This window comes from Streptomyces sp. QH1-20 (assembly GCF_041283565.1).
In the GTDB taxonomy this organism is placed as follows: domain Bacteria; phylum Actinomycetota; class Actinomycetes; order Streptomycetales; family Streptomycetaceae; genus Streptomyces; species Streptomyces syringius.
This window is the reverse complement of sequence record NZ_CP166299.1, coordinates 1,991,531-2,013,701: the sequence shown is the minus strand read 5'-3', so window position 1 is coordinate 2,013,701 and position 22,171 is coordinate 1,991,531. Positions and strand designations below refer to the sequence as shown.

The 22,171-nt window shown below is 73.0% G+C and carries 23 protein-coding genes; 3 read left to right on the top strand and 20 right to left on the bottom strand.

All coding sequences use genetic code 11. The annotated features are described in order from the left end of the window. Positions 1-73: 73 nt before the first annotated feature. From AB8O64_RS08980 to AB8O64_RS08940, 9 genes are all read right to left on the bottom strand, one after another. Entirely contained in the window at positions 74-748 is a 675-nt protein-coding gene (locus AB8O64_RS08980) for a response regulator (RefSeq protein WP_370418682.1), read from the bottom strand. Continuing rightward, complete coding sequence (locus AB8O64_RS08975) at positions 745-2,019, bottom strand: sensor histidine kinase (RefSeq protein ID WP_370418681.1); 1,275 nt, start codon at positions 2,017-2,019, stop codon at positions 745-747. The genes AB8O64_RS08980 and AB8O64_RS08975 overlap by 4 nt, the downstream gene beginning before the upstream one ends. Continuing rightward, complete coding sequence (locus AB8O64_RS08970; protein WP_370418680.1) at positions 2,016-2,138, bottom strand: hypothetical protein; 123 nt, start codon at positions 2,136-2,138, stop codon at positions 2,016-2,018. The genes AB8O64_RS08975 and AB8O64_RS08970 overlap by 4 nt, the downstream gene beginning before the upstream one ends. 392 nt (positions 2,139-2,530) lie before the next feature. Beyond that, positions 2,531-2,860 (bottom strand): hypothetical protein, encoded by a 330-nt coding sequence (locus AB8O64_RS08965; protein WP_365374252.1) that lies wholly within the window; start codon positions 2,858-2,860, stop codon positions 2,531-2,533. Between the two features lie 91 nt (positions 2,861-2,951). After that, on the bottom strand, positions 2,952-3,524 hold the full coding sequence (locus AB8O64_RS08960; protein ID WP_370418679.1) for a GNAT family N-acetyltransferase: 573 nt from the start codon (positions 3,522-3,524) through the stop codon (positions 2,952-2,954). A gap of 79 nt (positions 3,525-3,603) precedes the next feature. Then, positions 3,604-4,257, bottom strand: a complete 654-nt coding sequence (locus AB8O64_RS08955) for a class I SAM-dependent methyltransferase (protein ID WP_370418678.1) — start codon at positions 4,255-4,257, stop codon at positions 3,604-3,606. A 9-nt stretch (positions 4,258-4,266) separates the two neighbouring features. Next, complete coding sequence (locus tag AB8O64_RS08950) at positions 4,267-5,469, bottom strand: helix-turn-helix domain-containing protein (protein WP_370418677.1); 1,203 nt, start codon at positions 5,467-5,469, stop codon at positions 4,267-4,269. Positions 5,470-5,517: 48 nt separating this feature from the next. After that, the gene (locus AB8O64_RS08945; protein ID WP_370418676.1) at positions 5,518-6,156 is read right to left on the bottom strand and encodes an HAD family hydrolase; all 639 of its coding nucleotides are present in this window, start codon (positions 6,154-6,156) and stop codon (positions 5,518-5,520) included. Between the two features lie 84 nt (positions 6,157-6,240). Next, a complete protein-coding gene (locus AB8O64_RS08940) occupies positions 6,241-6,780 on the bottom strand; it encodes a hypothetical protein (protein WP_370418675.1) in 540 nt (179 codons plus the stop codon). Positions 6,781-6,914: 134 nt separating this feature from the next. Between AB8O64_RS08940 and AB8O64_RS08935 the strand changes: the two genes are divergently transcribed. Next, entirely contained in the window at positions 6,915-8,000 is a 1,086-nt protein-coding gene (locus tag AB8O64_RS08935) for an aminotransferase class V-fold PLP-dependent enzyme (protein WP_370418674.1), read from the top strand. Between the two features lie 86 nt (positions 8,001-8,086). Here AB8O64_RS08935 and thpD read toward each other — a convergent pair whose 3' ends face one another. The 4 genes from thpD to ectA are packed head-to-tail and all read right to left on the bottom strand — an operon-like array spanning position 8,087 to position 11,233. Next, positions 8,087-8,974, bottom strand: a complete 888-nt coding sequence (gene thpD, locus AB8O64_RS08930; RefSeq protein WP_370418673.1) for an ectoine hydroxylase — start codon at positions 8,972-8,974, stop codon at positions 8,087-8,089. Between the two features lie 2 nt (positions 8,975-8,976). Then, entirely contained in the window at positions 8,977-9,375 is a 399-nt protein-coding gene (locus AB8O64_RS08925) for an ectoine synthase (protein WP_356456686.1), read from the bottom strand. A 49-nt stretch (positions 9,376-9,424) separates the two neighbouring features. Further along, entirely contained in the window at positions 9,425-10,693 is a 1,269-nt protein-coding gene (gene ectB, locus AB8O64_RS08920; protein ID WP_370418672.1) for a diaminobutyrate--2-oxoglutarate transaminase, read from the bottom strand. 42 nt (positions 10,694-10,735) lie between these two features. Beyond that, positions 10,736-11,233 carry a diaminobutyrate acetyltransferase gene (gene ectA, locus AB8O64_RS08915; protein WP_370423825.1) on the bottom strand — a complete coding sequence of 166 codons (498 nt, stop codon included), beginning with the start codon at positions 11,231-11,233 and terminating at the stop codon, positions 10,736-10,738. A 513-nt stretch (positions 11,234-11,746) separates the two neighbouring features. On the opposite strand from ectA, the gene AB8O64_RS08910 reads away from it, so the two are divergent. Together AB8O64_RS08910 and AB8O64_RS08905 are read left to right on the top strand one after the other, a co-directional pair. Then, on the top strand, positions 11,747-12,847 hold the full coding sequence (locus AB8O64_RS08910; protein ID WP_370418671.1) for an amidohydrolase family protein: 1,101 nt from the start codon (positions 11,747-11,749) through the stop codon (positions 12,845-12,847). A gap of 333 nt (positions 12,848-13,180) precedes the next feature. Then, entirely contained in the window at positions 13,181-14,164 is a 984-nt protein-coding gene (locus tag AB8O64_RS08905; protein ID WP_370418670.1) for an SCO1860 family LAETG-anchored protein, read from the top strand. 54 nt (positions 14,165-14,218) lie between these two features. On the opposite strand, the gene AB8O64_RS08900 is transcribed toward AB8O64_RS08905, so the two are convergent. The 7 genes from AB8O64_RS08900 to AB8O64_RS08870 all read right to left on the bottom strand — a co-directional run bounded on the left by AB8O64_RS08900 (position 14,219) and on the right by AB8O64_RS08870 (position 22,156). Then, on the bottom strand, positions 14,219-14,557 hold the full coding sequence (locus AB8O64_RS08900; RefSeq protein ID WP_370418669.1) for a thioredoxin family protein: 339 nt from the start codon (positions 14,555-14,557) through the stop codon (positions 14,219-14,221). A gap of 160 nt (positions 14,558-14,717) precedes the next feature. Next, entirely contained in the window at positions 14,718-15,770 is a 1,053-nt protein-coding gene (cobC, locus tag AB8O64_RS08895) for an Rv2231c family pyridoxal phosphate-dependent protein CobC (protein WP_370418668.1), read from the bottom strand. A gap of 120 nt (positions 15,771-15,890) precedes the next feature. After that, positions 15,891-16,358 carry a cobalamin biosynthesis protein gene (locus tag AB8O64_RS08890; protein ID WP_370418667.1) on the bottom strand — a complete coding sequence of 156 codons (468 nt, stop codon included), beginning with the start codon at positions 16,356-16,358 and terminating at the stop codon, positions 15,891-15,893. Beyond that, positions 16,355-17,725, bottom strand: a complete 1,371-nt coding sequence (locus AB8O64_RS08885; RefSeq protein WP_370418666.1) for a cobyrinate a,c-diamide synthase — start codon at positions 17,723-17,725, stop codon at positions 16,355-16,357. Before AB8O64_RS08885 ends, AB8O64_RS08890 begins: the two co-directional genes overlap by 4 nt. Further along, positions 17,722-18,330, bottom strand: coding sequence for a cob(I)yrinic acid a,c-diamide adenosyltransferase (cobO, locus tag AB8O64_RS08880; protein WP_356454642.1), 609 nt, complete (start codon positions 18,328-18,330; stop codon positions 17,722-17,724). The genes AB8O64_RS08885 and cobO overlap by 4 nt, the downstream gene beginning before the upstream one ends. Beyond that, the gene (locus tag AB8O64_RS08875; protein ID WP_370418665.1) at positions 18,330-20,447 is read right to left on the bottom strand and encodes a putative cobaltochelatase; all 2,118 of its coding nucleotides are present in this window, start codon (positions 20,445-20,447) and stop codon (positions 18,330-18,332) included. The genes cobO and AB8O64_RS08875 overlap by 1 nt, the downstream gene beginning before the upstream one ends. Further along, positions 20,447-22,156: a cobyric acid synthase gene (locus tag AB8O64_RS08870; RefSeq protein ID WP_370423824.1), complete on the bottom strand. Its 1,710-nt coding sequence runs from the start codon at positions 22,154-22,156 to the stop codon at positions 20,447-20,449. The genes AB8O64_RS08875 and AB8O64_RS08870 overlap by 1 nt, the downstream gene beginning before the upstream one ends. Positions 22,157-22,171: the final 15 nt, after the last annotated feature.

Sequence of the window (22,171 nt, the reverse complement as noted above, 5' to 3'; positions counted from 1 at the left end):
GACCGCGCTTTGCGGTTCCATTACCCGTGGAGAGCTACGTCCCGCGGGGCCCGTCCACCGTCGGCCGCCCGCCCTACCGGGGCGTGACGAAGCCGCACTCGTAGGCAGCGATGACCGCCTGTGTGCGGTCGCGTACGCCCAGTTTGGCGAGCACCCCCGCGACGTGCGTCTTCACGGTCGCCGGGCCCACCGCGAGCCGGTCGGCGATCTCCGCGTTCGACAGGCCCGTCGTCATCAGGCGCAGCACCTCCGCCTCGCGCTCCGACAGCCGCGCGCGGAGCGCCGCGGCCGCGTCCCGGGCGGTCCTGGCCCCCGCGTACTCGGCGGCCAGGGCGCGCACGGCGGCGGGGAAGAGCAGCGAGTCGCTGCGGGCCACCAGCCGGACGGCCGAGACGAGCTCGTCCGCGTCCGAGCGCTTGAGCAGGAATCCGCTGGCTCCCGCCCGCAGCGCGTCGTAGACGTAGCTGTCGTTCTCGAAGGTGGTGACGACGATGACGCGCGGCGGATCGGTCATCGTGGCCAGCACCTGCTCGGTGGCGCGGATGCCGTCGATCTGCGGCATCCGGACGTCCATCAGCACGACGTCGGGGCGCAGCTCGCGGATGACCGACACCGCCTCCGCACCGGTCTCGGCCTCGCCGACGACCTCCAGGTCCGGCTCGGCGCCCAGGATCGCGCGCAGGGCGGTACGCACCATGCGTTCGTCGTCGGCGAGGACGACGCGCAGCGGGCGGGCGGGGGTGCTCATCGGACGCCACCTCCCAGCGGCAGCCGCACGGCCAGTCGCCAGGTGCCGTCGGCCGCGCCCGAGGTGCTGGCGCCGCGCAGCAGCCGGGCGCGCTCGGCTATGCCGGTCAGTCCGCGGCCGCCGCCGGGGCGGCCTCGGGTGCTGCCGGACTCCGGGGACACGGGATTCTCCAAGGCGACCTCCAGGTCGTCGTCGTGTACGGCGATCCGCAGCCGCACGGGGACCTGCCCCGCGTGGCGCAGGGCGTTGCCCAGCCCTTCCTGCACGATGCGGTACGCCTCGCGGGAGACGACCGGTGGCACCTTCTCCAGCGCGGTGGACGCGGTGAGGGTGACCTCGCAGCCCGCCGCGCGGGTGCGGGCCAGCAGGGCGTCGAGATCGGCGAGGGTCGGCGCGGGGGCCGCGGAGGCGGGCCCGTCCTCGCGCAGCAGTCCGAGCACGGTGTCGAGTTCGCCGACGGCCGCGCGCGTCGTCTCCTCGATCGCGGCCAGCGCCTGCCGGGCGAACTCCGGGTCGGCGTCGAGGACCCGGCGCGCGGCGCTCGCCTGCAGCGTCACCGCGCTCAGGGCGTGCCCGACCGAGTCGTGCAGTTCGCGCGCCAGCCGGTTGCGCTCGGCCAGCCGCAGGGCGTGCCGCTCGGCGGCGGCGAGCCGGTCCGCCGCCGTCGGCCCGAGCAGGACCGGCGCCCAGCGGGCCAGCAGCGCCCCGGCCGCCCAGGACGTGCCGACGAGGAGCGCGAGCAGTGCGAAGCCGGCCAGGGGCGCCAGCAGCATTCCGGAGCCGTCGAAGTGCTGGGTCCAGACCATCTGTTCGACGCGGGAGGAGGATCCCCACAGGGGCAGCGCGATCAGCACCAGGGCCGCGGGGGGCGCCGACAGCGACATGCCGCTGACGATGCCGCCGGCCGCCAGATGCAGGATGTACCACCCGGCCGTCCGGCCGCGCGCCGCCCACGAATCGCTGGGGCGCGTGGCCAGTTCGGCGTCCCGTGTACCGCACAGGGCCCGCGCGGCGGCGGACTCCAGCGGCCGTGCGAGCGGGAACAGGGCGGTCGCCGCGGCCGGCACGAGGGCCACCGCCAAGGTGATGAACTGCCAGGAGGCGGAGGACAGCAGGAAGGTGTCGTTGCCGGAGTGGATCACCGACAGGACCACGTTGGCGAGCAGGAAGTACGGCATCAACAGCGCGCCGCCGAGCAGCAGATGCACCCAGCGCAGCCGGGCGCGGCGGCCCAGTGTCGCGCCCGCGAGGCGCCGGAGGGTGGCCGTCATGCGGCACGGCCGTCGGCGGCGGGCGCCGGCAGTCCGATGATCATCCGTACAGGGTAGGTGACGGGTGCTAGCGGGATGCCGCCCACCGCCGGTGGCCAGGGGCCTATCGGGTGGCTCATGGGGTCAAGGATGGTGCGGCAGGACCGCGTGCCGTCTCGCCCGGTATGACGATCCGCCTCCGCCATTTGGCGGAAACGGCTCTCGTCCGGGCCGGGTTCAGGCGCGGCGGGTGGCGTGGTCGTCCCAGCGACCGCCGCGCCTGAAGGGTGTGACCTGGGGCGAAACGACGTGATTCCGTACCGGATTCCGTACTGGCTGTACCGAGTGCTCTGCCGAGTGGGACATACGACCAGAATTCCGCGGCGCGGGCTCTCGCACGTCGGCCTGAACGGCAGACCGTTCCGGCCGTTCTCGGCCGGGAGACGGAGAACCTCCTCCTGCTCACGCCCCGGCCGTCTCTCCCCGTCCCCTACGGAAGTCGGAGCGCCGACTCCTCCCCAGGGGCGGCGAATCAGCCCTTCGCACCCCGCCCCGCCCGGTGCGCCAGTGCCGCACAGGCGACGGTCGTCACCACCCCGGCCGCCAGGAAGCCCCCGTGGGAGCGAGCGGAAAGCACCGACCACCGCGACTGCGCGGACAGCAACGAGCCGGTGCTCAGCCAGGATCCGACCGAGATCACCGAGAGGGCGGAGCCGATCGAGCCGAACGACAGGGCGCTGCCGACCGAACCGACGGACAGGACGGACCCGACCGAGCCGATGGAGAGCACCGAGCCCCGCGAGCCGATCGACAGCACGGAGTCCTGGGACCACAGGGACAGCGAGTGAGCGCGTTTGGCCATGCGCCGATCGTAGGACGCGCTGCCCCCGCTGGACGGTAGCTCCGACTGCTGACAGGACCGCCGCACCGGGGTCCTGCGATCGCTGACCGCGTCAGCGCAGGTCGAGCCGCATCAGGACCCGGGGATGACCGGCCAGCACCGAAGTGGTGTCGGCGGCGTGGGTGAACCCGGCGCGTTCGAAGTTCTTCCGGATCCCGGCGTACGCCATCGTCATGTCGACCCGGTCGCCACCGCTGTCGATCGGGTACGCCTCGATCGCCGGTGCGCCGTGGGCGCGGGCGAACTCGACCGCACCGGCGATGAGGGCGTGCGAGATCCCCCTCTTGCGGTGACCGGGGCGTACGCGGATGCACCACAGCGACCAGACCGGCAGGTCGTCGACGTGCGGGATCTTACGGCTGCGCGCGAAGGAGGTGTCCGAGCGCGGTGCCACAGCGGCCCATCCGACCGGCTCGTCACCGTCGTAGGCGATCACCCCCGGAGGGGGTGCCGACCGGCACAGCTCTGCGACGTACTCACCACGGGCCGGCCCACGGAGCTCGTTGTTGAGCTTGGACGGGATCCGGTAGCTCAGGCACCAGCAGACGTTGGCCCCGGGTGACTTCGGGCCCACGAGGGTGCGGACATCCTCGAAGACTGACGCCGGGCGGACTGCGATGGTCATGGCACCACGATGTCACGGCGTGCGCCGCTCAGCCTTCGATGGCCGGCACGACCGCATCGGAGCTAATCGGAGCTATTCGTCAGGGCGTACGGCGGGCGATCACCTGCAGGCTCAGGTCCGTGTGCCCGTCCAGGGTCGGGGTCCGACGCCGCTCCTCGGTCTCGACGGTGAAGCCGTGCCGGCCGAGCAGCGCGTGGAAGCTCTCCGGCGACTGATGCACGAACACCCCGCCGTCATCGATCCGGAAGACGCCGTACGCACCGGTCTCCCGTTCCTGCGCGCGGTACCGGCCCACGCTGCGCTCGTCGGTCTGGAGCGGCACATCGCTGATGTACAGCACCCCACCGGGGCGTACGAGCCGCCCGACCTCCGCGACGGCCCGCTCCCGGTCCTCCGCGTCGGGGATGGACGTCAGCACGGCGAACAGCAGCGCCGCGTCGAACAGCCCGTCCTCGAACGGCAGCGGTGGCTCCTCGAAGTGCGTGATCCGCAGCTCCGGATGCTCCTTGTGCCCCCGGTCGACGAGCGCCGCCGAGGGCTCCACACCCCGCACATCGCGATACCCGCGCTCGGCCAACTGCGCCAACAGCCGCCCGTAGCCACAGCCGTAGTCCAGGATGCGGTCGTCGACGGAGAAGTACCGGGAGAGCAGCTCCGGGTCGAGCGGGTGGGTGAAGGTGCGCGCGGCCCCGGTGGTTTCCCAGTAATCGCCTGAATCATGGGAGAGCGTCATACCCGCACGCTAACCGGAACGGTGCGCGTATGGTCCGGCTTGGCACCATTCGGCGAATCGGGTGAGCGATTCGGCGTCGCCGCGCTTCAACCGGCGCAGCGTGGCCGCGTCCTCACGCACCCATGCGTGCTCCCGGGTGTGCTGGGGCGCGATCCGGCGAGCGGTTTTGAGAGACGCGAAGGCATCGTCGGGGCGCCCGGCCCACAACTGGGCCCGGGCCAGCTCGATGTAGAACCCCGAGCGGCGTTCCTCGGGCAGGCTGTCCGGAGGCACCCACTCGCGGGCCACGTCGAGAGCTCGGCGTGCGTGGTCGTCGCCGAGACCGACGGCCACGCTCACCTCGTGGACGCGTACGGACGTGGGGCCGAACGCGGTGCCCTGGTAGACGGCTTCCGGAACTCGGTCGCCGAGGGTACGGGCCGTGGTGAGGTGGTCTTCGGCCGCGCTCGCGTCCCCGGTCCGGCCCGCGATGACCGCAGCCCGCATGTGCAGCGCGCCCCGGGCGGCGATGGACTCGGCATTGCTCGGGGCCGGGGACGCGTCGATGGCGGTCTCCAGCGCACGGAGGCCCTGGGCGTGGGCCCGGGCCGCGAAGTACGTCTCGGTACGCACGTACGCCACGGTGGCCTCCAGAAGGGAGTCTTCGGCCTGCCGCGCCGCCCAGCGCATCAGATCGATCAGCCGGGCCGACAGGTCACGGGCACCGAATTTGTAGGCGACCGCGTCGGCGGTGCGATAGGCGCCGACGAGCAGACCCGCGGCTTCCCGCCGCCCGCTGCCCGACTCGATCAGCAGCGCGCGGGAGAGCTCGGCGAGCAGGCACGGGATCTGTCGGGCGATGCGCACGTACTGGGCACGGAGCCGCCAGTCCACCGCTTCGTCGACGGCGGTACGAAGTTCGCTCAGGGGACGCACGGGGCCGTCGTCGGGCATGTCGTACGTGGCGATGACGGCGGACAGCCGGGGCATGGCCCGATGTACGCGGTCGTCCGAGTGCTCACCCGGCGGCAGAAGCTTGGCGGGGTCGATTCCGAGGGCGTCGGCAAGGGCTTCGAGGACGCTGTCACTCGCGCCGCGTTCGTCGCGCTCGAGCTTGCGGACGGTCCCGAGTGCCAGGAGAGCCGCGTCGGCGAGCTGTCGTTGGGTGAGATGGGCGACGCGGCGGTAGTAGGCGATACGCCGCCCCACCCCTCGGTGCGAAGCTGTGGTCATACGGGCTCCGTTCGGGGATCCGGGCGACCGCCCTGCCGTGGCCGAGCCCTACGGTGCCAGAAGTGCGGGCAGTTCGGCCAAGGAATCGATGCGCCAGTCCGCGGCGGCGGCCTCGGGCTCATCGGCCCAGAAATGTCCGTACGGGCCGCGCCGTAGGTGCGCGGTGCGCAGACCGGCGGAAGCGGCGGGTGCGATGTCGTTGTGGGGATGGTCGCCGACGTACAGCGTGTGTTCGGGCGCGGTGTTCGTGAGGGCGATGACGCGGGCGAAGAATGCGGGATCGGGCTTCGCCACGCCCCACTCCGCAGAGGTGGCGATCGCGTCGGCCGGCAGACCGAGAGAACGCAACAGTTCACCGGCTCGGACGCTCTGGTTTCCGGCGACGACGACTCGCAGGCCCGCCTCCCGGAGGGCCGAAAGCGCGGGCCGCACATCGGGATAGAGGTCGCTTTCGTCGAGCCGCTCACCGCGGCCCGCCGCTTCGCGGGCCCGGTGCTCGGCGTCGATGCTGATGCCGGGGCGGGCGAGGCGGATCGCGTCGGCGTTGTCGCGTCCTTGGGTGACGACGGCCCCGACCAGTGCGGAGAGCGTATGGCGTGGGACACCGAGCCAGTCGGCCCAGGAATTCCAGCCACGGTCGTCCTTGATGAGGGTTTCACCGACGTCGAATGCCACTGCCTCGATCATATGGAGGAGCCTACGGACTCCCCCGTATGGCGGACAGGTGATCGCGCCCGGCCGATGGTCCGCCGGGGAAGGGGGGTACTGCGGTCACCAGCGCCGCGTCGCCCCTGCTCGCCGGAGCCGCCCGTGCACGTGGTGCACCGCTTCGCGTAGCGGGTCGGCGTCGGTGAGGCGTTTCCATGGCTCTCCATCTCTCTCGTCGCCGTCGCTGTCAGGCAGGACCCATGTCCGGTCACCCACGTATCGGCCTGGAGGCGGGGCGAGGAGCGGCCATCCTGCGGCGTGCACCAAGACACCCTTGACGCCGGCCAGCCGGTACGCGGTGCCGATGGGCAGCAGGATCCACGTGGCGCGCTCCATTCCACTGACGAGATGGGGCCCGACGTGCTCGGAGAACTCCGTCAGCTCCCTCATAGCGCTGCGGGCCAGATCGAAGTCCACCTCGACGAGGTCCCATACGCGGCCCGTGTGCAGAGGCACCAGTTCGCCCAGACGCCAGGTGGCGAGGGCGGCTGACGGAGAGCGGGCCGCTTGGGACATCCAGGCGGTGACGGCGCTCCTCGCCGTGTGATCTGGCCGGGGCGAGCCGCCGCCCGGCGTGGGGTCCTGTGGTGCTGCTGAGGTCATGACTGTTTCCACCTGCCGTCGCCTGTCGTGGTCAGACAGATGGTGATCCCCCGCGCACCGCACAAGTACCCCGGCCAGGGGCACCGCCCCCGTTCCCGGCGAGCGCACCGGTGGCCAAACCCCGCGTACTGCCCATGGACGGGCAGAACGGCACCCCGCATAGTGGGTGGATGGAGAGCTTGGCACGTGCCCATTTCTCACCCGAGACGACCTATCTCAACACCGCGTCCACCGGTCTCGTCCCCGCCCGCGCCGTCACCGCCATGACCTCGGCCGTCGAGGCCGCCGCCATCGGGCGGCCCGTCGTGGGGGAGGGGTTCGCGGCGGTGGAGGACGCCCGGGGGTCCTTCGCCCGGCTCGTCGGCGTGCCCGCCCGGCAGGTCGCGGCCGGCGGGTCGGCTGCCGTCTTTTGCGGATTGATCGCCCAGTCCCTGCCGACCGGAGCCGAAGTGCTCGTCGCCGAAGGCGACTTCGCTTCGCTCGTCAACCCCTTCCACGTCCGCCGCGACCTCCACCTGCGCATCGCGCCGTTGGAGAAGCTGGCCACCGAGGTCCGGCCCGATACGGCTCTCGTCGCCGTCAGCGCGGTCCAGTCGGCGGACGGGCGGATCGCCGACCTCGACGGGATCGGCGCGGCCGCCCGGGCGCACGGCGCCCGTACGCTCATCGACGTCAGCCAGGCACTCGGATGGCTGCCGTACGACGCGAGCGCGCACGACTTCACCGTCGGGGTCGGCTTCAAGTGGCTGCTGTGCCCGCGCGGCGTCGCCTTCCTCGCCGTCCCCGAGGACCTCGGCGGGCTCACGCCCGTCTTCGCCGGGTGGGTCGCGGGGGAGGAGCCCTGGAACAGCTGTTACGGGCCGGTGGAGCGGCTGGCGGAGTCCGCGCGGCGGTTCGACGAGAGTCCCAGCCTCTTCTCCTATGTCGCCGCCGGTGACAGCCTCGCGCTCATCGAGGAGCTCGGCGTCGAGCGGATCCACGGCCACAACCGCGCCCTCGCCGACCGCTTCCGCGCCGGGCTCGACGCGCTCGGCCGCCGGGCCGTGCCCGCCGAGGGCTCCGCGATCGTCGCCGTCCCCGGGCTGGGGCACGCCGCCGAACGGCTCACCGACGAGGGCATGCCGGTCAGCGACCGGGCCGGGAACCTCCGCGCGGCGTTCCACCTCTACAACACCTCAGCGGACGTCGACCGGCTGCTGGAGGCGCTCGCCCGCTGCTGAGCGCGACGGGTACGGCCCGTACGCCCGCCGCGTACGGGCCGTACCCGTCGATACCCGTAGATACCCGTCGATGCGATGACGTCCGCTCAGCGCACCGGGGTGAAGTCCCGCGCCCCGATGAAAGAGGGCCGGGGCGCCGGCGCCGCGAAGGGCGGGCCCGCCACGTTCTCCACGCTGTTGAAGACGATGAAGACGTTGCTGCGCGGGAAGGGCGTGATGTTGTCGCCGGACCCGTGCATGCAGTTGCAGTCGAACCACGTCGCCGAGCCGGCCGGGCCCGTGAAGAGCTTGATGCCGTGCTGCGCGGCGAGGTCCGTCAGGGCCTCGTCGGACGGCGTGCCCGCTTCCTGCATCCGCAGCGACCGCTTGTAGTTGTCCTCGGGCGTCTCGCCCGCGCAGCCGAGGAACGTCCGGTGCGAACCGGGCATGATCATCAGCCCGCCGTTGGTGTCGTGGTTCTCGGTGAGCGCGATCGACACCGACACGGTCCGCATGCCCGGCAGCCCGTCCTCGGCGTGCCAGGTCTCGAAGTCCGAGTGCCAGTAGAAGCCGGAGGCACCGAAGCCGGGTTTGACGTTGATCCGCGACTGGTGGACGTAGACGTCCGAGCCGAGGATCTGACGGGCTCTGCCCACCACCCGGGGGTCGCGCACCAGATCGGCGAAGACCTCGCTGATCCGGTGGACCTCGAAGACCGAACGGATCTCCTGCGACTTCGGTTCGATGACGGCCCGCTCGTCGGCCCGTACCGCCGGATCGGCGATCAGCCGGTCGAGCTCGGTGCGCAAGGCCGTCACCTCGTCCGCGTCGACGAGCCGGTCCACGGTCAGGAAGCCGTCGCGGTCGTAGTCGCGCAGCTCGGCGGGCTCGAACGGGCCGGGGGTGCCGGGCGCGGACCACACCACCGGGTCGAGGCGCGGGGTCGACACCTCGTGGGTGCCGCGGGTGGGGTACAGGTCGGTGACCGTGGTCATGGTCAGCCCTCCTCCGTCAGCAGCGGGTAGACGCCGTTCTCGTCGTGGTCCTCCCGCCCGGTGACCGGCGGGTTGAAGACGCAGACGCAGCGGAAGTCGGTCTTCGGGCGCATGGTGTGCCGCTCGTGGCCGTCGAGCAGGTACATCGTGCCCGGCGTGATCCAGTGCTTCTCACCCGTCTCGTCATTGGTGAGTTCGGCCTCGCCCTCCACACAGAGCACCGCCTCGATGTGGTTGGCGTACCACATCGACGTCACGGTGCCCGCGTAGAGCGTGGTCTCGTGCAGGGAGAAGCCCACCCGCTCCTTGGCGAGGACGATGCGCTTGCTCTCCCAGGTGCCGGACGCGGCCTTGACGTGCCGGTCGGTGCCCTCGATGTCCTTGAAGGATCGGACGATCACGGTGGTGGTGCCTTTCTCTCGGATACGTCAGACAGGGGGGTGAAGGGGGTCAGGCCGTTTCGCGGACCGCCCGGGCGAGGATCCGCAGCCCCTCGTCCAGCTCGTCGGGCGAGATGGTCAGGGCGGGGAGGAGCTTGACGACCTCGTTGCGGGGGCCGGACGTCTCGATGAGCAGCCCGAGTTCGAAGGCGCGGGCCGCGACGGCCGACGCGCGGTCCGGGTCGCCGAACTCCAGGCCCCAGACCAGACCGCGGCCGCGGTGGTTGGTCTCCAGGCCGGGGTGTTCGGCGCGGATGGCGATCAGCGCCTGCTCGATCTGCTCGCCCCGGACGAGGGTCTGCTTCTCCAGCTGCCCGTCGGCCCAGTAGGTGTCCAGGGCCGCGGCGGCGGTGACGAAGGCGGGGTTGTTGCCGCGGAAGGTGCCGTTGTGCTCGCCCGGCTCCCACACGTCCAGCTCCGGGCGGAACAGGGTGAGCGACATCGGCAGCCCGTAGCCGCCGATGGACTTCGACAGGGTCACGATGTCCGGGGTGATGCCCGCCTCCTCGAAGGAGAAGAAGGCGCCGGTGCGGCCGCAGCCCATCTGGATGTCGTCGACGATCAGCAGCATGTCGCGCCGCTTGCACAGGTCGGCCAGGGCGCGCAGCCACTCCGGGCGGGCCACATTGATGCCGCCCTCGCCCTGCACCGTCTCGACGATCACGGCGGCGGGGGTGTTCAGGCCCGATCCCTGGTCCTCCAGCAGGCGCTCGAACCACAGGAAGTCCGGGACCTGGCCGTCGAGGTAGTTGTCGAACGGCATCGGCGTGCCGTGCACCAGCGGTATGCCCGCCCCCGCCCGCTTGAAGGCGTTGCCGGTCACCGCCAGCGAACCGAGGGACATGCCGTGGAAGGCGTTGGTGAAGGACACGATCGCCTCGCGCCCCTTGACCTTCCGCGCCAGCTTCAGCGCCGCCTCCACGGCGTTGGTGCCCGTCGGGCCGGGGAACATCACCTTGTACGGCAGGTCACGCGGGCGCAGGACGTTGTCCTGGAAGGACTCCAGGAAGGCACGTTTCGCCGTCGTGCCCATGTCGAGGCCGTGCGTGATGCCGTCCCGTTCCAGGTAGTCGATCAACGCCCGTTTCAGGACGGGGTTGTTGTGGCCGTAGTTCAGCGCCCCGGCGCCGGCGAAGAAGTCCAGGTACCGGTGGCCGTCCTCGTCGAAGAGGTAGCTGCCCTGGGCGCGGTCGAAGACCGCGGGCCAACTGCGGCAATAGCTGCGGACCTCCGACTCCAGGGTCTCGAAGACACTGAGTGCGGGCGGGGTGATGGTCACGGCGTACTCCAAGCGGTGTGAGGGGATGTGCGGGCGGGGCGGTCAGGCCGCGAGCGGGCCGATGCGGTGCAGCACCTCGGGCTCGTGCCCGCTGCCCGGGAAGAGACGGTCGTCGAAGAGGATCTCGCGCTCCACGCCCGCGCGGTGGCGCTCGGCGAACGAGCCGAACAGCCGGTTCGAGGCGGTGTTGCCGGGCGTGATCGTGGTCTCGACGGCGCGCACGTCCCGCTGTGCGGCGACGCGTGCGACGAGCCCGTCCAGCAGCGCGGCGGCCAGTCCCCGGCCCCGGTGCGGCCGGTCCACCGCCACCTGCCAGACCACGAGGGTGTGCGGGCGGTCGGGGCGCAGATAGCCGGTGACGAAGCCGACCGGCTCGCCGTCCCCGTCACGCGCCACGACGGACGTGGCGGCGAAGTCGCGGCACCACAGCAGATAGCTGTACGAGGAGTTGAGGTCCAGGGCCTCGGAGTCGCGGGCGATGCGCCAGATCGCTGCTCCGTCCTCGACGCGTGGCGCGTCGAGAACCAGGCCCTCCGGCATTTCCCGGAATTCGCCGGGGCCACGTACGAGGTCTGTTTGTGCGGCTGCATGTGCGGCGGTCATGGGGATCGAATTTACCCAGGTAAATCGAAAAATGCATCGGGGGAGGGGGTTACTTGAAAGGGGGGCCTCGTGTTATCGCGCGAGGCGCAGGCGCGCGTGAGGCCCTCCAACCGTGGGGTGATTTGACCGGTAGTATCCGGACAAGGCGGGCAGATTGTGGGGTCTGTCACACCGGCTCGGGCCATGTCGGGGTGCGTTCCCATTCACATCCGGGAAGCAATAAAATCCCTGCGTTTAGGGTCGGTGAAAGCGGGCATGAGAATGGCGGGAAGCTGTCGCAAAGGGAATTCGGGAAAAGTGCCCGAGAATTCGGAAAGCATGATGGCAGCCGCCGGTGACGAAGTACGGCGGGGCGTCGGCGCTGCGGCGCCGGCCGGCCCGCGGCGCCCCTTCGCGCCGGGGCGGGGCCGGGCTCGTACCGCCCGGCCCCCGGCTCGTACAGTGCCCTCCATGAGCGACGGCGATGTGCTGCACATCAAGGGGCGGGTGCTGGTCGGAGCGGACCCGGACAGCGGGGTGCGCGACGAGCTGTGGGTGGTCGGCGGGAGGATCACCTTCGACCGGCCGACGGGGGCGCGCGACGTCACCACGGTGGAGGGATGGGCGCTGCCCGGCCTCGTGGACGCGCACTGCCACGTGGGGCTCGACGCCCACGGCCCGGTCGACGAATCGACCAGCGAGAAACAGGCGTTGACCGACCGGGACGCGGGCGCGCTGCTGCTGCGCGACGCGGGCTCCCCGTCCGACACGCGCTGGATCGACGACCGCGAGGACCTGCCGCGCATCATCCGCGCGGGCCGCCACATCGCGCGTACGCGCCGCTACATCCGCAACTACGCCCATGAGATCGAGCCCGCCGACCTCGTCGCCTACGTGGCGCGTGAGGCGCGGCGCGGCGACGGCTGGGTCAAGCTCGTCGGCGACTGGATCGATCGCGAGACGGGTGATCTGTCGTCGTGCTGGCCGCGCGGCGAGGTCGAGGCCGCCATCGCCGAGGCGCACCGGCTGGGCGCGCGGGTCACCGCGCACTGCTTCGCCGAGGAGTCGCTCGCCCCGCTGGTGGAGGCGGGCATCGACTGCATCGAGCATGCGACCGGGCTGACGGAGGAGACGATCCCGCTCTTCGCCGAGCGCGGCGTCGCGATCGTGCCGACCCTGGTCAACATCGCGACCTTCCCGCGCCTCGCCGAGGGCGGCGAGCGCAAGTTCCCCCGCTGGGCCGACCACATGCGCCGGCTGCACGCGCGCCGCTACGAGACCGTGCGCGCGGCCTACGACGCGGGCATCCCGGTCTACGTCGGTACGGACGCGGGTGGTTCGCTCGCCCACGGTCTGGTGGGGCAGGAGGTCGGCGAGCTGGTCAAGGCGGGCATCCCGGCGTCCGCCGCGCTCTCGGCGGCGTCCTGGGGCGCCCGGGAGTGGCTGGGCAGGCCGGGGCTGACGGAAGGCGCGTCGGCGGACCTCGTGATCTACGGCGCGGATCCGCGCGCGGACGTCCGGGTGCTGGGGGCGCCGAGCCGGGTGATTTTGCGGGGGCGTGTGGTCCGGTAGGCCTGTGCACGTCCGTTGCGCGGCGGTGTCCTCAAGCGCCGGACGGGCTTGGCGGCTGAGCTCAGCCGAATCAAGCCCGTCCGGCGCTTGAGGACGCGCCCGCAGGGCGCCCGCCGCCGTAGGCGGCACAGACGGCCCGCAGGCGGCAAGGCAGCCCGCAGGTCGCCCGGAACCGAACGCGAAAGCGAAACGCACTCGTTCGGTTGAACTGGCGTCTGGTGACTGTCCGTTCACCCTCCGGTGCGACAAACATGACGGAGTCGAGGCCGTCGGCGCGCGATGTCCCCCATTGGCGCGCCGGCGGCTCCATTCTCCCGTGGGGGTTCCACACACGTGTCCAGCACCACCAGCTCCACCTTCGGCATGCCCGCACGCAGGCTCACCGCCGTAGCCGCGACCATCACCGTCACCGCCCTGGCCGCGGCACCCGCGTACGCCACCGGTGCCGTCGGCGACCACACCGCCCTCACCCGCACCATCACCGGCGACGGCACGGCCGACGCGGCCGTGCTGCGCACCGCGCTCGACGTCGGCCTGCTCGACAAGACCGTCCATGTGCCGCTCACCGCCTCGCTCAACGAGGTCCGCGCACCCGGCAACGCCTCGAAGACCGCGCTCGGCGTCACCCTGGCCGGTGTCGAGCAGGGCAGACCCGTCAACCTCCTGCGCGCCGAGGCCGCCACCGCCCGCGCCACCGCCGACGGGCGCGCGGCCCAGGGCTACGCCAATCTCGTCCGTGCCCGGGTGCACGTGCCGGGGCTGCCGCTGCTCTCCCTCGTCGAGGTCCAGCAGGTCACCTCGAAGGCCGTGTGCGAGACGGGGAAGAAGCCGGTCGCCACGTCGAATCTGCTCGGTGCCGTCACGGTCCTCGGCAAGAAGGTCACGGTGAGCACGGCCGGTACGACGAAGGTCACGGTGCCCGGCGTCGGCGAGGTCCGGCTCGATCTGTCCAGGACGGTGACCACCTCCCGTACGGCCGCCGCGACGGCACTCGGCCTGAAGGTCTCCATCAACCCGCTGAAGCTGAACGTCGCCGAGGTCGAAGGACAGGTGACCCTCGCCCGGGCCGGCTGCCGTACGCCCAAGGGCCCCGTGGAGCGGTCGACGCCGAGCGGGCCCGCCGCCACCCCGGACCACGGCGGCACGGACACGAAGACACAGACGGGGGCCGAGGCCAAGCCCGTCGGGCACAACCTCGCCGAGACCGGCGGCAGCTCCGCCACGCCGTACGTCGCGGGCGCGGCCGGGCTTCTCGTCGTCGCGGGCGGCGGCACGCTGATCGCCACCCGCCGCCGCGCGGCCCGCAGGGAGGGCTGAGCCCGGGTCCGGGTCCGCATCCCCTCCCCAGGCCGGGGGAGGGGATGCGGCCGGTCAGAGGTGTGCGGTCAACAAGTCCCGGACCTCGGCGTGGGTCATCGGCCCCGCGCCGCGTGCCGCCACCTCACCCTCCTTGAGGAGGACGACGGTCGGGGCCCCGGTGACGCCGTACCGCTTGGTCGCCTCCGGACAGCGGGTGATGTCGATCTTGACGGCGGTCAGGGCGTCCGCGTAATCCTCGGCGATCCGCCCCACGACGAGGTCCATGGCCCGGCATGCCTCGATCGCCTTCGGCCACGTCCCGGAGAAGTAGGCGAGGACCGGGCCGTCGATCGCCCTGAGGACGAAGTCGACCTCCTGGTCCTCCAGTGGCTGATGAACCCGCCTCGGCATCGGAGCTCCTGACCTCGTGATCGGCGTATCGATGCACCATCATGCCTGCGGCACGCGCGGAGCCGATCAGGGAAGACGGTCCCCGCCCGGCTGGGGTGTGTCCGCGAAGTCGCGGCGCGTGCCGGGCGTCGGGAGCCCGCGAAGATCCGCCGGGCAGGCGCTAGCGGTCGGCCAGCGCTGTCGCCAGGGCCTCCGTGAAGCGGTCCGTGGTCGCCCGGTCCCGGACCGCCAGGCGCAGATAGTCCGGGCCCAGCCCGGGGAAGGTGTCGCCGCGTCTGACCGCGAACCCCAGCCCCCGCAGCCGGGACCGGACCGCCGCCGCGTCCGGCAGCCGGAGCAGCAGAAACGGCCCGGCCGCCGGGCCGCACACGGACACCTCCGTGAACTTCGCCAGCCGTCCTTCCAGATAGGCCCGGTCGGTGGCGATCCGGTGCGCCGCGCCGGTGGCCTCGGCGAGTGCCGGAGCGGCGCTGCACACCTCCGCGGCCGCCAGCGCCGGCGTGGACACCGGCCACAGCGGCTGCGCCCGCTCCAGCCTGGCTATGGTGCCGGGCGAGGCCAGCACATAGCCGATGCGCAGCCCCGCCAGGCCCCAGGTCTTGGTGAGGCTGCGCAGCACGATCAGCCCCGGCAGGTCCGTACGGGACGCCAGGGACTCCTCCTCGCCCGGCACCGCGTCCATGAACGCCTCGTCCACCACCAGCGTCCGCCCCGGGCGGGCGAGCTGGGCCAGGGACTGCGCCGGGTGCAGCACGGACGTGGGGTTGGTGGGATTGCCGACCACCACCAGATCCGCGTCCCCCGGCACCGCCCGGGGATCCAGCCGGAATCCGTTCTCCGGGCCCAGCAGCACCCGTTCCACCGTGTGCCCGGCGTCGCGCAGCGCGGCCTCCGGCTCGGTGAACTGCGGGTGCACGACCACGGGTCGGCGCACCTCGAGCGCCCGGGCGAGCAGCACGAACGCCTCCGCCGCACCCGCCGTCAGCAGCACCCGCTCCTCCGGCAGCCCGTGCCGGGCGGCCACCGCGCGCCGCGCGGCCCGCCCGTCCGGGTACGCCGCGAGCCCGTCGAGCGACGCGACCAGGCGCTCCCGCAGCCACACCGGGGGAGTGCCGGCACGGACGTTGACCGCCAGGTCCGTCAGTTCCGCCCCGCCGCCCCGCACTTCGGCGTCACCGTGATGACGCAGATCGGGTTCCGTGGATGTGTGCATGGCCTTGGGCCACCTTTTCGCCTGGTGCGGATCGGTACGGGGGAGACGCGAGGGGCTCCGGCCGGTACTGGCTGGTACGGGCAGGACCGTCCAACGTTACTGACGGCGGCCGAAGGCCCGTCAACCGGGTCCGTCCAAAAGCGGGGACGACGGCGAGGGCGACGAGGCCGACAGGAGGGGCCCCGGGCCCGCGACCGCGCACGTGACCCGTGCCGACTTCCGTTTGCCCACGAGCAGCACCCCGCCCGGCCCGGCGGCCAGCAGTGCGGCGGCCTCGGCCACCCCCGGCGTCCCCACGGCGGCGAGCACGGCCGCCGACGGCCGCGGCACTGGTACGGCGGCCAACTCCCCCGCCCCGTACGTCAGCAGCGGCACCCCCAGCCGCTCCGCCGCCGCGACCAGCCCCGCCTCGCCGGCCTTCGCGTCCGCCGTCGCCAGCGCGACGACCTCGACAGCACAGCCCGGGCCCCGCCCCGCCTCGGCCAGCGTTCGCGTGATCAGCGAGACCACCTCCTCGGCGCCCGCGCCCCGGCGCGCCCCGACCCCCACGAACACGCGCCCGGCGCGGCCCTCCCGAGCCGGCGTCACGGGCGCGGCAGCCCCGCCACGAACCGCTCCGCCGTACCGGGCGCGCCCGCCCAGTGCACATGCAGATACGACGCGTGGACCCCGCCCACCGCGAAGCCCTCGACGCGGCGCTCCGGCGCGGTGAACCCCCAGGCGGGCGTCCCGCCCGCGCCCGGCTCGATCACCGTGCGGTGGAACTCGTGACCGCGCACCCGCGTCCCCGCCGCGGCCAGCGGATTGTCCGCGATCGCCACGGCCTCGCGATAGCCGAGGGTCAGGCGCTCCGACATCCGCGCCTCGGCCGCCAGCACCCCGCACATCGGTTTCCCGTCGAGGGAACGGGAGAGATACAGCAGTCCCGCGCACTCGGCGGCCACCGGCGCCCCGCTCGCCGCCAGGTCGGCCACGGCCTTGCGCAGCGGCTCGTTCGCCGACAGCTCCGGGGCGTACATCTCGGGGAAGCCACCGCCGATGACGAGGCCGGCGGTGCCGGGGGGCAGCTTCTCGTCCCGGAGCGGGTCGAACGTCACGACGTCCGCGCCCGCGGCGGTGAGCAGCTCCGCGTGTTCCGCGTACGAGAAGGTGAACGCGGCCCCGCCCGCCACGGCGACGACGGGACGCGGGCCGCTCGGCTGCCCGTCGGCGGGCGGGCACGACGCCGTCGGGTCCCAGGCCTCGTCCGTCAGCGCGGGCGCGCTGCGCGCCAGCGCCAGCAGGGCTTCCAGGTCGCAGCCCTCGCGGACCCGGTCCGCCTGGGCGGCCACCGCGTCGAGGGCCTCCGTGCTGCGCTCGGCGACCGGCACCAGGCCCAGGTGGCGGCTCGGCGTGTGCACGGCCGGGGCACGCCGCAGCGCACCCAGCACCGGGACGCCGGACTCCTCCAGCGCGTCCCGCAACAACCGCTCGTGGCGGTCCGAGCCGACCTTGTTGAGGATCACGCCCGCGACCCGCACCTCCGGGTCCCAGGACGCGAAGCCGTGCACCAGCGCCGCCACCGAACGCGACTGCGACGACGCGTCGACGACCAGCACCACCGGCGCCCGCAGCAGCTTCGCCACATGGGCCGTCGACGCCAGCTCGCCCTGGCCGCTGGCACCGTCGTACAGGCCCATCACCCCCTCGACCACCGCGAGATCGCAGCCCGCCGCCCCGTGCAGGAGCAGCGGCTCCACCCGCTGGGGACCGCACATGTAGGCGTCCAGATTGCGGCCCGGGCGGCCCGTCGCGAGCGTGTGATAGCCGGGGTCGATGTAGTCCGGGCCGACCTTGTGCGGGGACACCGCCAGTCCGGCGTCCGCGAAGGCCCGCATCAGCCCGGTGGCGACGGTGGTCTTCCCGCTGCCGGAGGCCGGGGCGGCGATGACCAGACGGGGGATGCGCGTACTCACCACTCGATGCCCCGCTGGCCCTTCTGACCGGCGTCCATCGGGTGCTTGACCTTCGACATGTCGGTCACCAGATCAGCGAACTCCACCAGCGCCTGCGGGGCGTTGCGGCCGGTGATCACCACGTGCTGTGTGCCGGGGCGGTCGCGCAGCACCGAGATCACCTCGTCCGTGTCGATCCACCCCCAGTGCATCGGGTACGCGAACTCGTCCAGCACGTAGAGCTTGTACTTCTCCGCGGCCAGGTCCCGCTTGACCTGCTCCCAGCCCTCGCGGGCCTTCTCCTCGTTGCTGAGCTCGCCCTCCTTGGCGTCGCGCTGGATCCACGACCAGCCCTCGCCCATCTTGTGCCAGTCGACGCTCCCGCCCTCGCCCGAGGCACCGAGCACCCGCAGCGCGTTCTCCTCGCCGACCTTCCACTTCGCCGACTTCACGAACTGGAACACCCCGATGGGCCAGCCCTGGTTCCACGCCCGCAGCGCCAGCCCGAACGCGGCCGTCGACTTGCCCTTGCCGATGCCGGTGTGGACGAAGACCAACGGCCGGTTGCGGCGCTGACGCGTGGTGAGCCCGTCGTCGGGTACGACGGTCGGCTGTCCCTGTGGCATTACGCGGCCCTCCTGGAGTTCGTGTTCGTTACGGTCCTGACCAGCGCGGAGACGCTGTCCGCGCGCAGCTCGTCGAGGGTCACGACCGGTCCGCGCAGCTCGCGGCCCAGCTCGCCCGCCAGCCCGAGCCGCACCGGCCCCGACTCGCAGTCGACGACCACCGACGCCGTGCCCTCGCCCGCCAGCATCCGTGCCGCCCGCGCCGCCCGGACCAGCGGCTCGGGGCCGCCCGTGGCCCGCCCGTCGGTCACCACGACCAGCAGTGGCCGCCGTGACGGGTCCCGCAGGCGCTCCACCCGCAGCACCTCGTGTGCCTGGAGCAGCCCGGCCGCCAGCGGGGTGCGGCCCCCGGTCGGCAGCTTCTCCAGCCGCGCCGCGCCCGCCTCCACCGACGACGTCGGCGGCAGCGCCACCGCCGCACCCGACCCCCGGAAGGTGATCATGCCGATCTTGTCGCGGCGCTGGTACGCGTCGAGCAGCAGCGACAGCACCGCGCCCTTGACCGCGCCCATCCGCTTACGGGCCGCCATCGAACCGGAGGCGTCCACGACGAACAGCACGAGATTGCCCTCGCGCCCCTCGCGCACCGCCTCCCGCAGATCGTCCCGGCGCACCACCAGGCCCGGCCCCGAACGGCCGCGCGCCCGCTGATGCGGGGCCGCCGCCTGCACGGTCGCCGCCAGGTGCAGCTTGGACAGGGCGCCCCGGGGACGGCGCGCCCCCGTGGTCCGGCCGTGCGCGGTGCGCGCGCGGGAGCGGCGCCCGTCGGCGCCCTCGCCGAGCCCGGGCACGTCGAGCTTGCGCGTCCGGAACGGCTCGGCGGCCCCCACGACGGCCGTATCGCCGTCCTCGGCCTGACCGGTCCGATCGTTCTGACCGGCCGCCGGGTCCGGCTGGGTGCCCGGAGCGTCCTCGGGGGCGGCGGGGGAGTCCACGGGGCCGTCGTCGCCCCGCGTGGGCTCCTCCCGCTGCTCCGGGACCTCCGGGGTGCCCGGCTGTCCGTCCTCGGGGCTCTCACCGCCGCCGGGGCCGTCGTCCGGGCCACTGTCGTCGGGGCCGCCGTCCGGGTCCTCCGGCTCGGGCTCCGGCTCGTCCTCCTCGAACTGCCGGAGGATCTCGTCCAGCCGGTCCTCGTCGAGCCCCGGCGCGTCGAAGGGGTTGCGCCGGCGCCGGTGCGGCAGCGCCAGCAGCGCCGCCTGCCGGACGTCCTCGGCGGTCACGTCCGTGCGTCCCGCCCAGGCGGCGAGCGCCGTCGCCGTCCGCGCGGTCACGATGTCCGCGCGCATGCCGTCGACCTCGAAGCCCGCGCACACCGCGGCGATCCGGCGCAGCGCGCCGTCACCCAGCCGCACGTCCGGCAGCAGCGCGCGGGCGGCGGCGATCCGCTCGCGCAGCGCGTCCTCCTCGGCGGCCCACTTGGCGGCGAAGGCCGCCGGGTCCTCGTCGTAGGCGAGCCTGCGGCGCACGACCTCGACCCGCTCGTCCGTCTCCCGGGAGGCCGCGACCTCGACGGTCAGCCCGAAGCGGTCCAGCAACTGCGGCCGCAGCTCGCCCTCCTCGGGGTTCATCGTCCCGACGAGCAGGAAACGGGCCGCGTGGCGGACGGAGACACCCTCGCGCTCGACGTAGGAGGAGCCCATGGCGGCGGCGTCCAACAGCAGGTCGACCAGGTGGTCGTGGAGGAGATTGACCTCGTCGACGTACAGCACGCCGCGGTGCGCGTCGGCCAGCAGACCCGGCTCGAAGGCCTTCACGCCCTCCGACAGGGCCCGTTCGATGTCGAGCGCGCCGACGAGCCGGTCCTCGGAGGCGCCGACGGGCAGTTCGACCATCCTGGCGGCGCGCGCGCCACCGGCCGCGCGGTCGCCGTCTGCGTGCGGGCCGTCGGGGCAGGCGGGGTCGGGCAGGGCGGGGTCGCAGGAGAAGCGGCAGCCGGTGACGACGTCGACGGCGGGCATCAGCGCCGCGATGCCGCGCACCATCGTGCTCTTGGCGGTCCCCTTCTCGCCCCGGACGAGCACACCGCCGATCGACGGCGAGATCGCGTTGAGCAGCAGACCCAACCGCATGTCGTCCATTCCGACGACCGCGGTGAACGGGTAGGTGGCCGAGGCCATCAGCGGGTACCCCCTTCAAGGGCTTCAAAGGAATGGCTCTGGTCGGGCGCGTCGGAGGCGGCCGTGTTCGCCGGGGTGCTCGCGGTGTCCGCCGCGCCGTCCGACGGTTGTGCGGGGACGGCCGGCTTCTCGCCCGCGGGGGCCTCGGCGGGGTGCGCGGGCGCACCGGGCGGAACGAACGGCAGCCCGGCCGGCACGCCCCGCTCGATCAGCCGCAGCAGCGCGTCCGTGTCCGCGTGGTGCTCGATCAGGTCGCCGAGCCGGTCCAGCTGTTCCTCGCGCAGGGCCGCGAAGCTCGTGTCCGGCGCCGGGACGAAGGACCGGCCCGCCGCGTCCGCCACGCGTCGCAGGAACGCCCGGCGGAAGCCGTCGCTCTCCAGCGAACCGTGCCAGTGCGTACCCCAGACCGAACCCACCCGGCAGCCGTCCAGGAAGGCCTCGTCCCCGCCGGTCACCTCCGCGACGCCGTGGTGGATCTCGTAGCCCTCCACGCGCTCGCCGAGGGCCTCGCCGACCGGGCGCTCCAGCGTCTTCTCCCGGGCGAACCGCACCCGCACCGGCAGCAGTCCGAGGCCCTCGACCGTGCCAGCCCGGGACTCCACGTCGTCCTCGATGCGCTCGCCCAGCAGTTGGTAGCCACCGCAGATGCCCAGCACCGGCCGCCCCTCGGCGGCGCGGCGCTTCAGCGCGTCCGCGAGCCCGCGCTCACGCAGCCAGGCCAACGCCTTCACCGTTCCCCGGGTGCCCGGCACGATCACCAGATCCGCGTCGGCCAGCTCCTCCGGGCGGTCCACGAAGCGCACGATCACGCCCGGCTCCGCGGCCAGCGCGTCCACGTCCGTGAAGTTCGACATCAGCGGCACCGCGCACACCGCGACGCGCAGCACGTCCGCGCCGTGCGGCGGGGCCACCACCGACTCGCGCACCGCGCCGCGCATCGAGACCCGCAGACCGTCCTCCTCGTCGATGCCGAGGCCGTGCGCGAACGGCAGCACGCCCACGGTCGGCCGGCCGGTGAGGTCCCGCAGCATGTCCAGGCCCGGCTCCAGGAGCGTCACATCGCCCCGGAACTTGTTGACCATGTAGCCCGCGATGTGCGCCTGGTCCTCGCGGGACAGCAACGCCGTCGTACCGAAGAAGGACGCGAAGACCCCGCCCCGGTCGATGTCGCCGACCACGACGACCGGCAGCCGCGCCGCCCGGGCGATGCCCATGTTGACGATGTCCGTGCGGCGCAGATTGATCTCGGCGGGGCTGCCGGCGCCCTCACAGATCACCGCGTCGTGCGTACGCCGCAGTTCCTCCAGACACTCCGTCACCGTCCCGAGCAGCGCCTCCCGCCGCCCGCCGTACAGCGAAGCACCCGACGACTCCCCGGGGCCCCCAGGCCCCCCGAAGTACCCGCGCGCGCTGAGTTCGCCCACCGGCTTGCCCAGCAGCACCACCTGGCTGCTGCGGTCGCTGCCGGGCTTGAGGAGCACGGGGTTCATCAGGGCGCTGGGCTCGACGCGGGCGGCGGCGGCCTGCATGGCCTGCGCCCGGCCGATCTCGGCGCCCTCGCGCGTCACGAACGAGTTCAGCGACATGTTCTGCGCCTTGAAGGGCGCGACCTTGACGCCCTGGCGGACCAGCCACCGGCAGATCCCCGCCGTGACCACGCTCTTGCCCGCGTCCGAGGTGGTCCCGGCCACCAGCAGGCCCCCGCCCAGCGGGCCCGTGGGCCC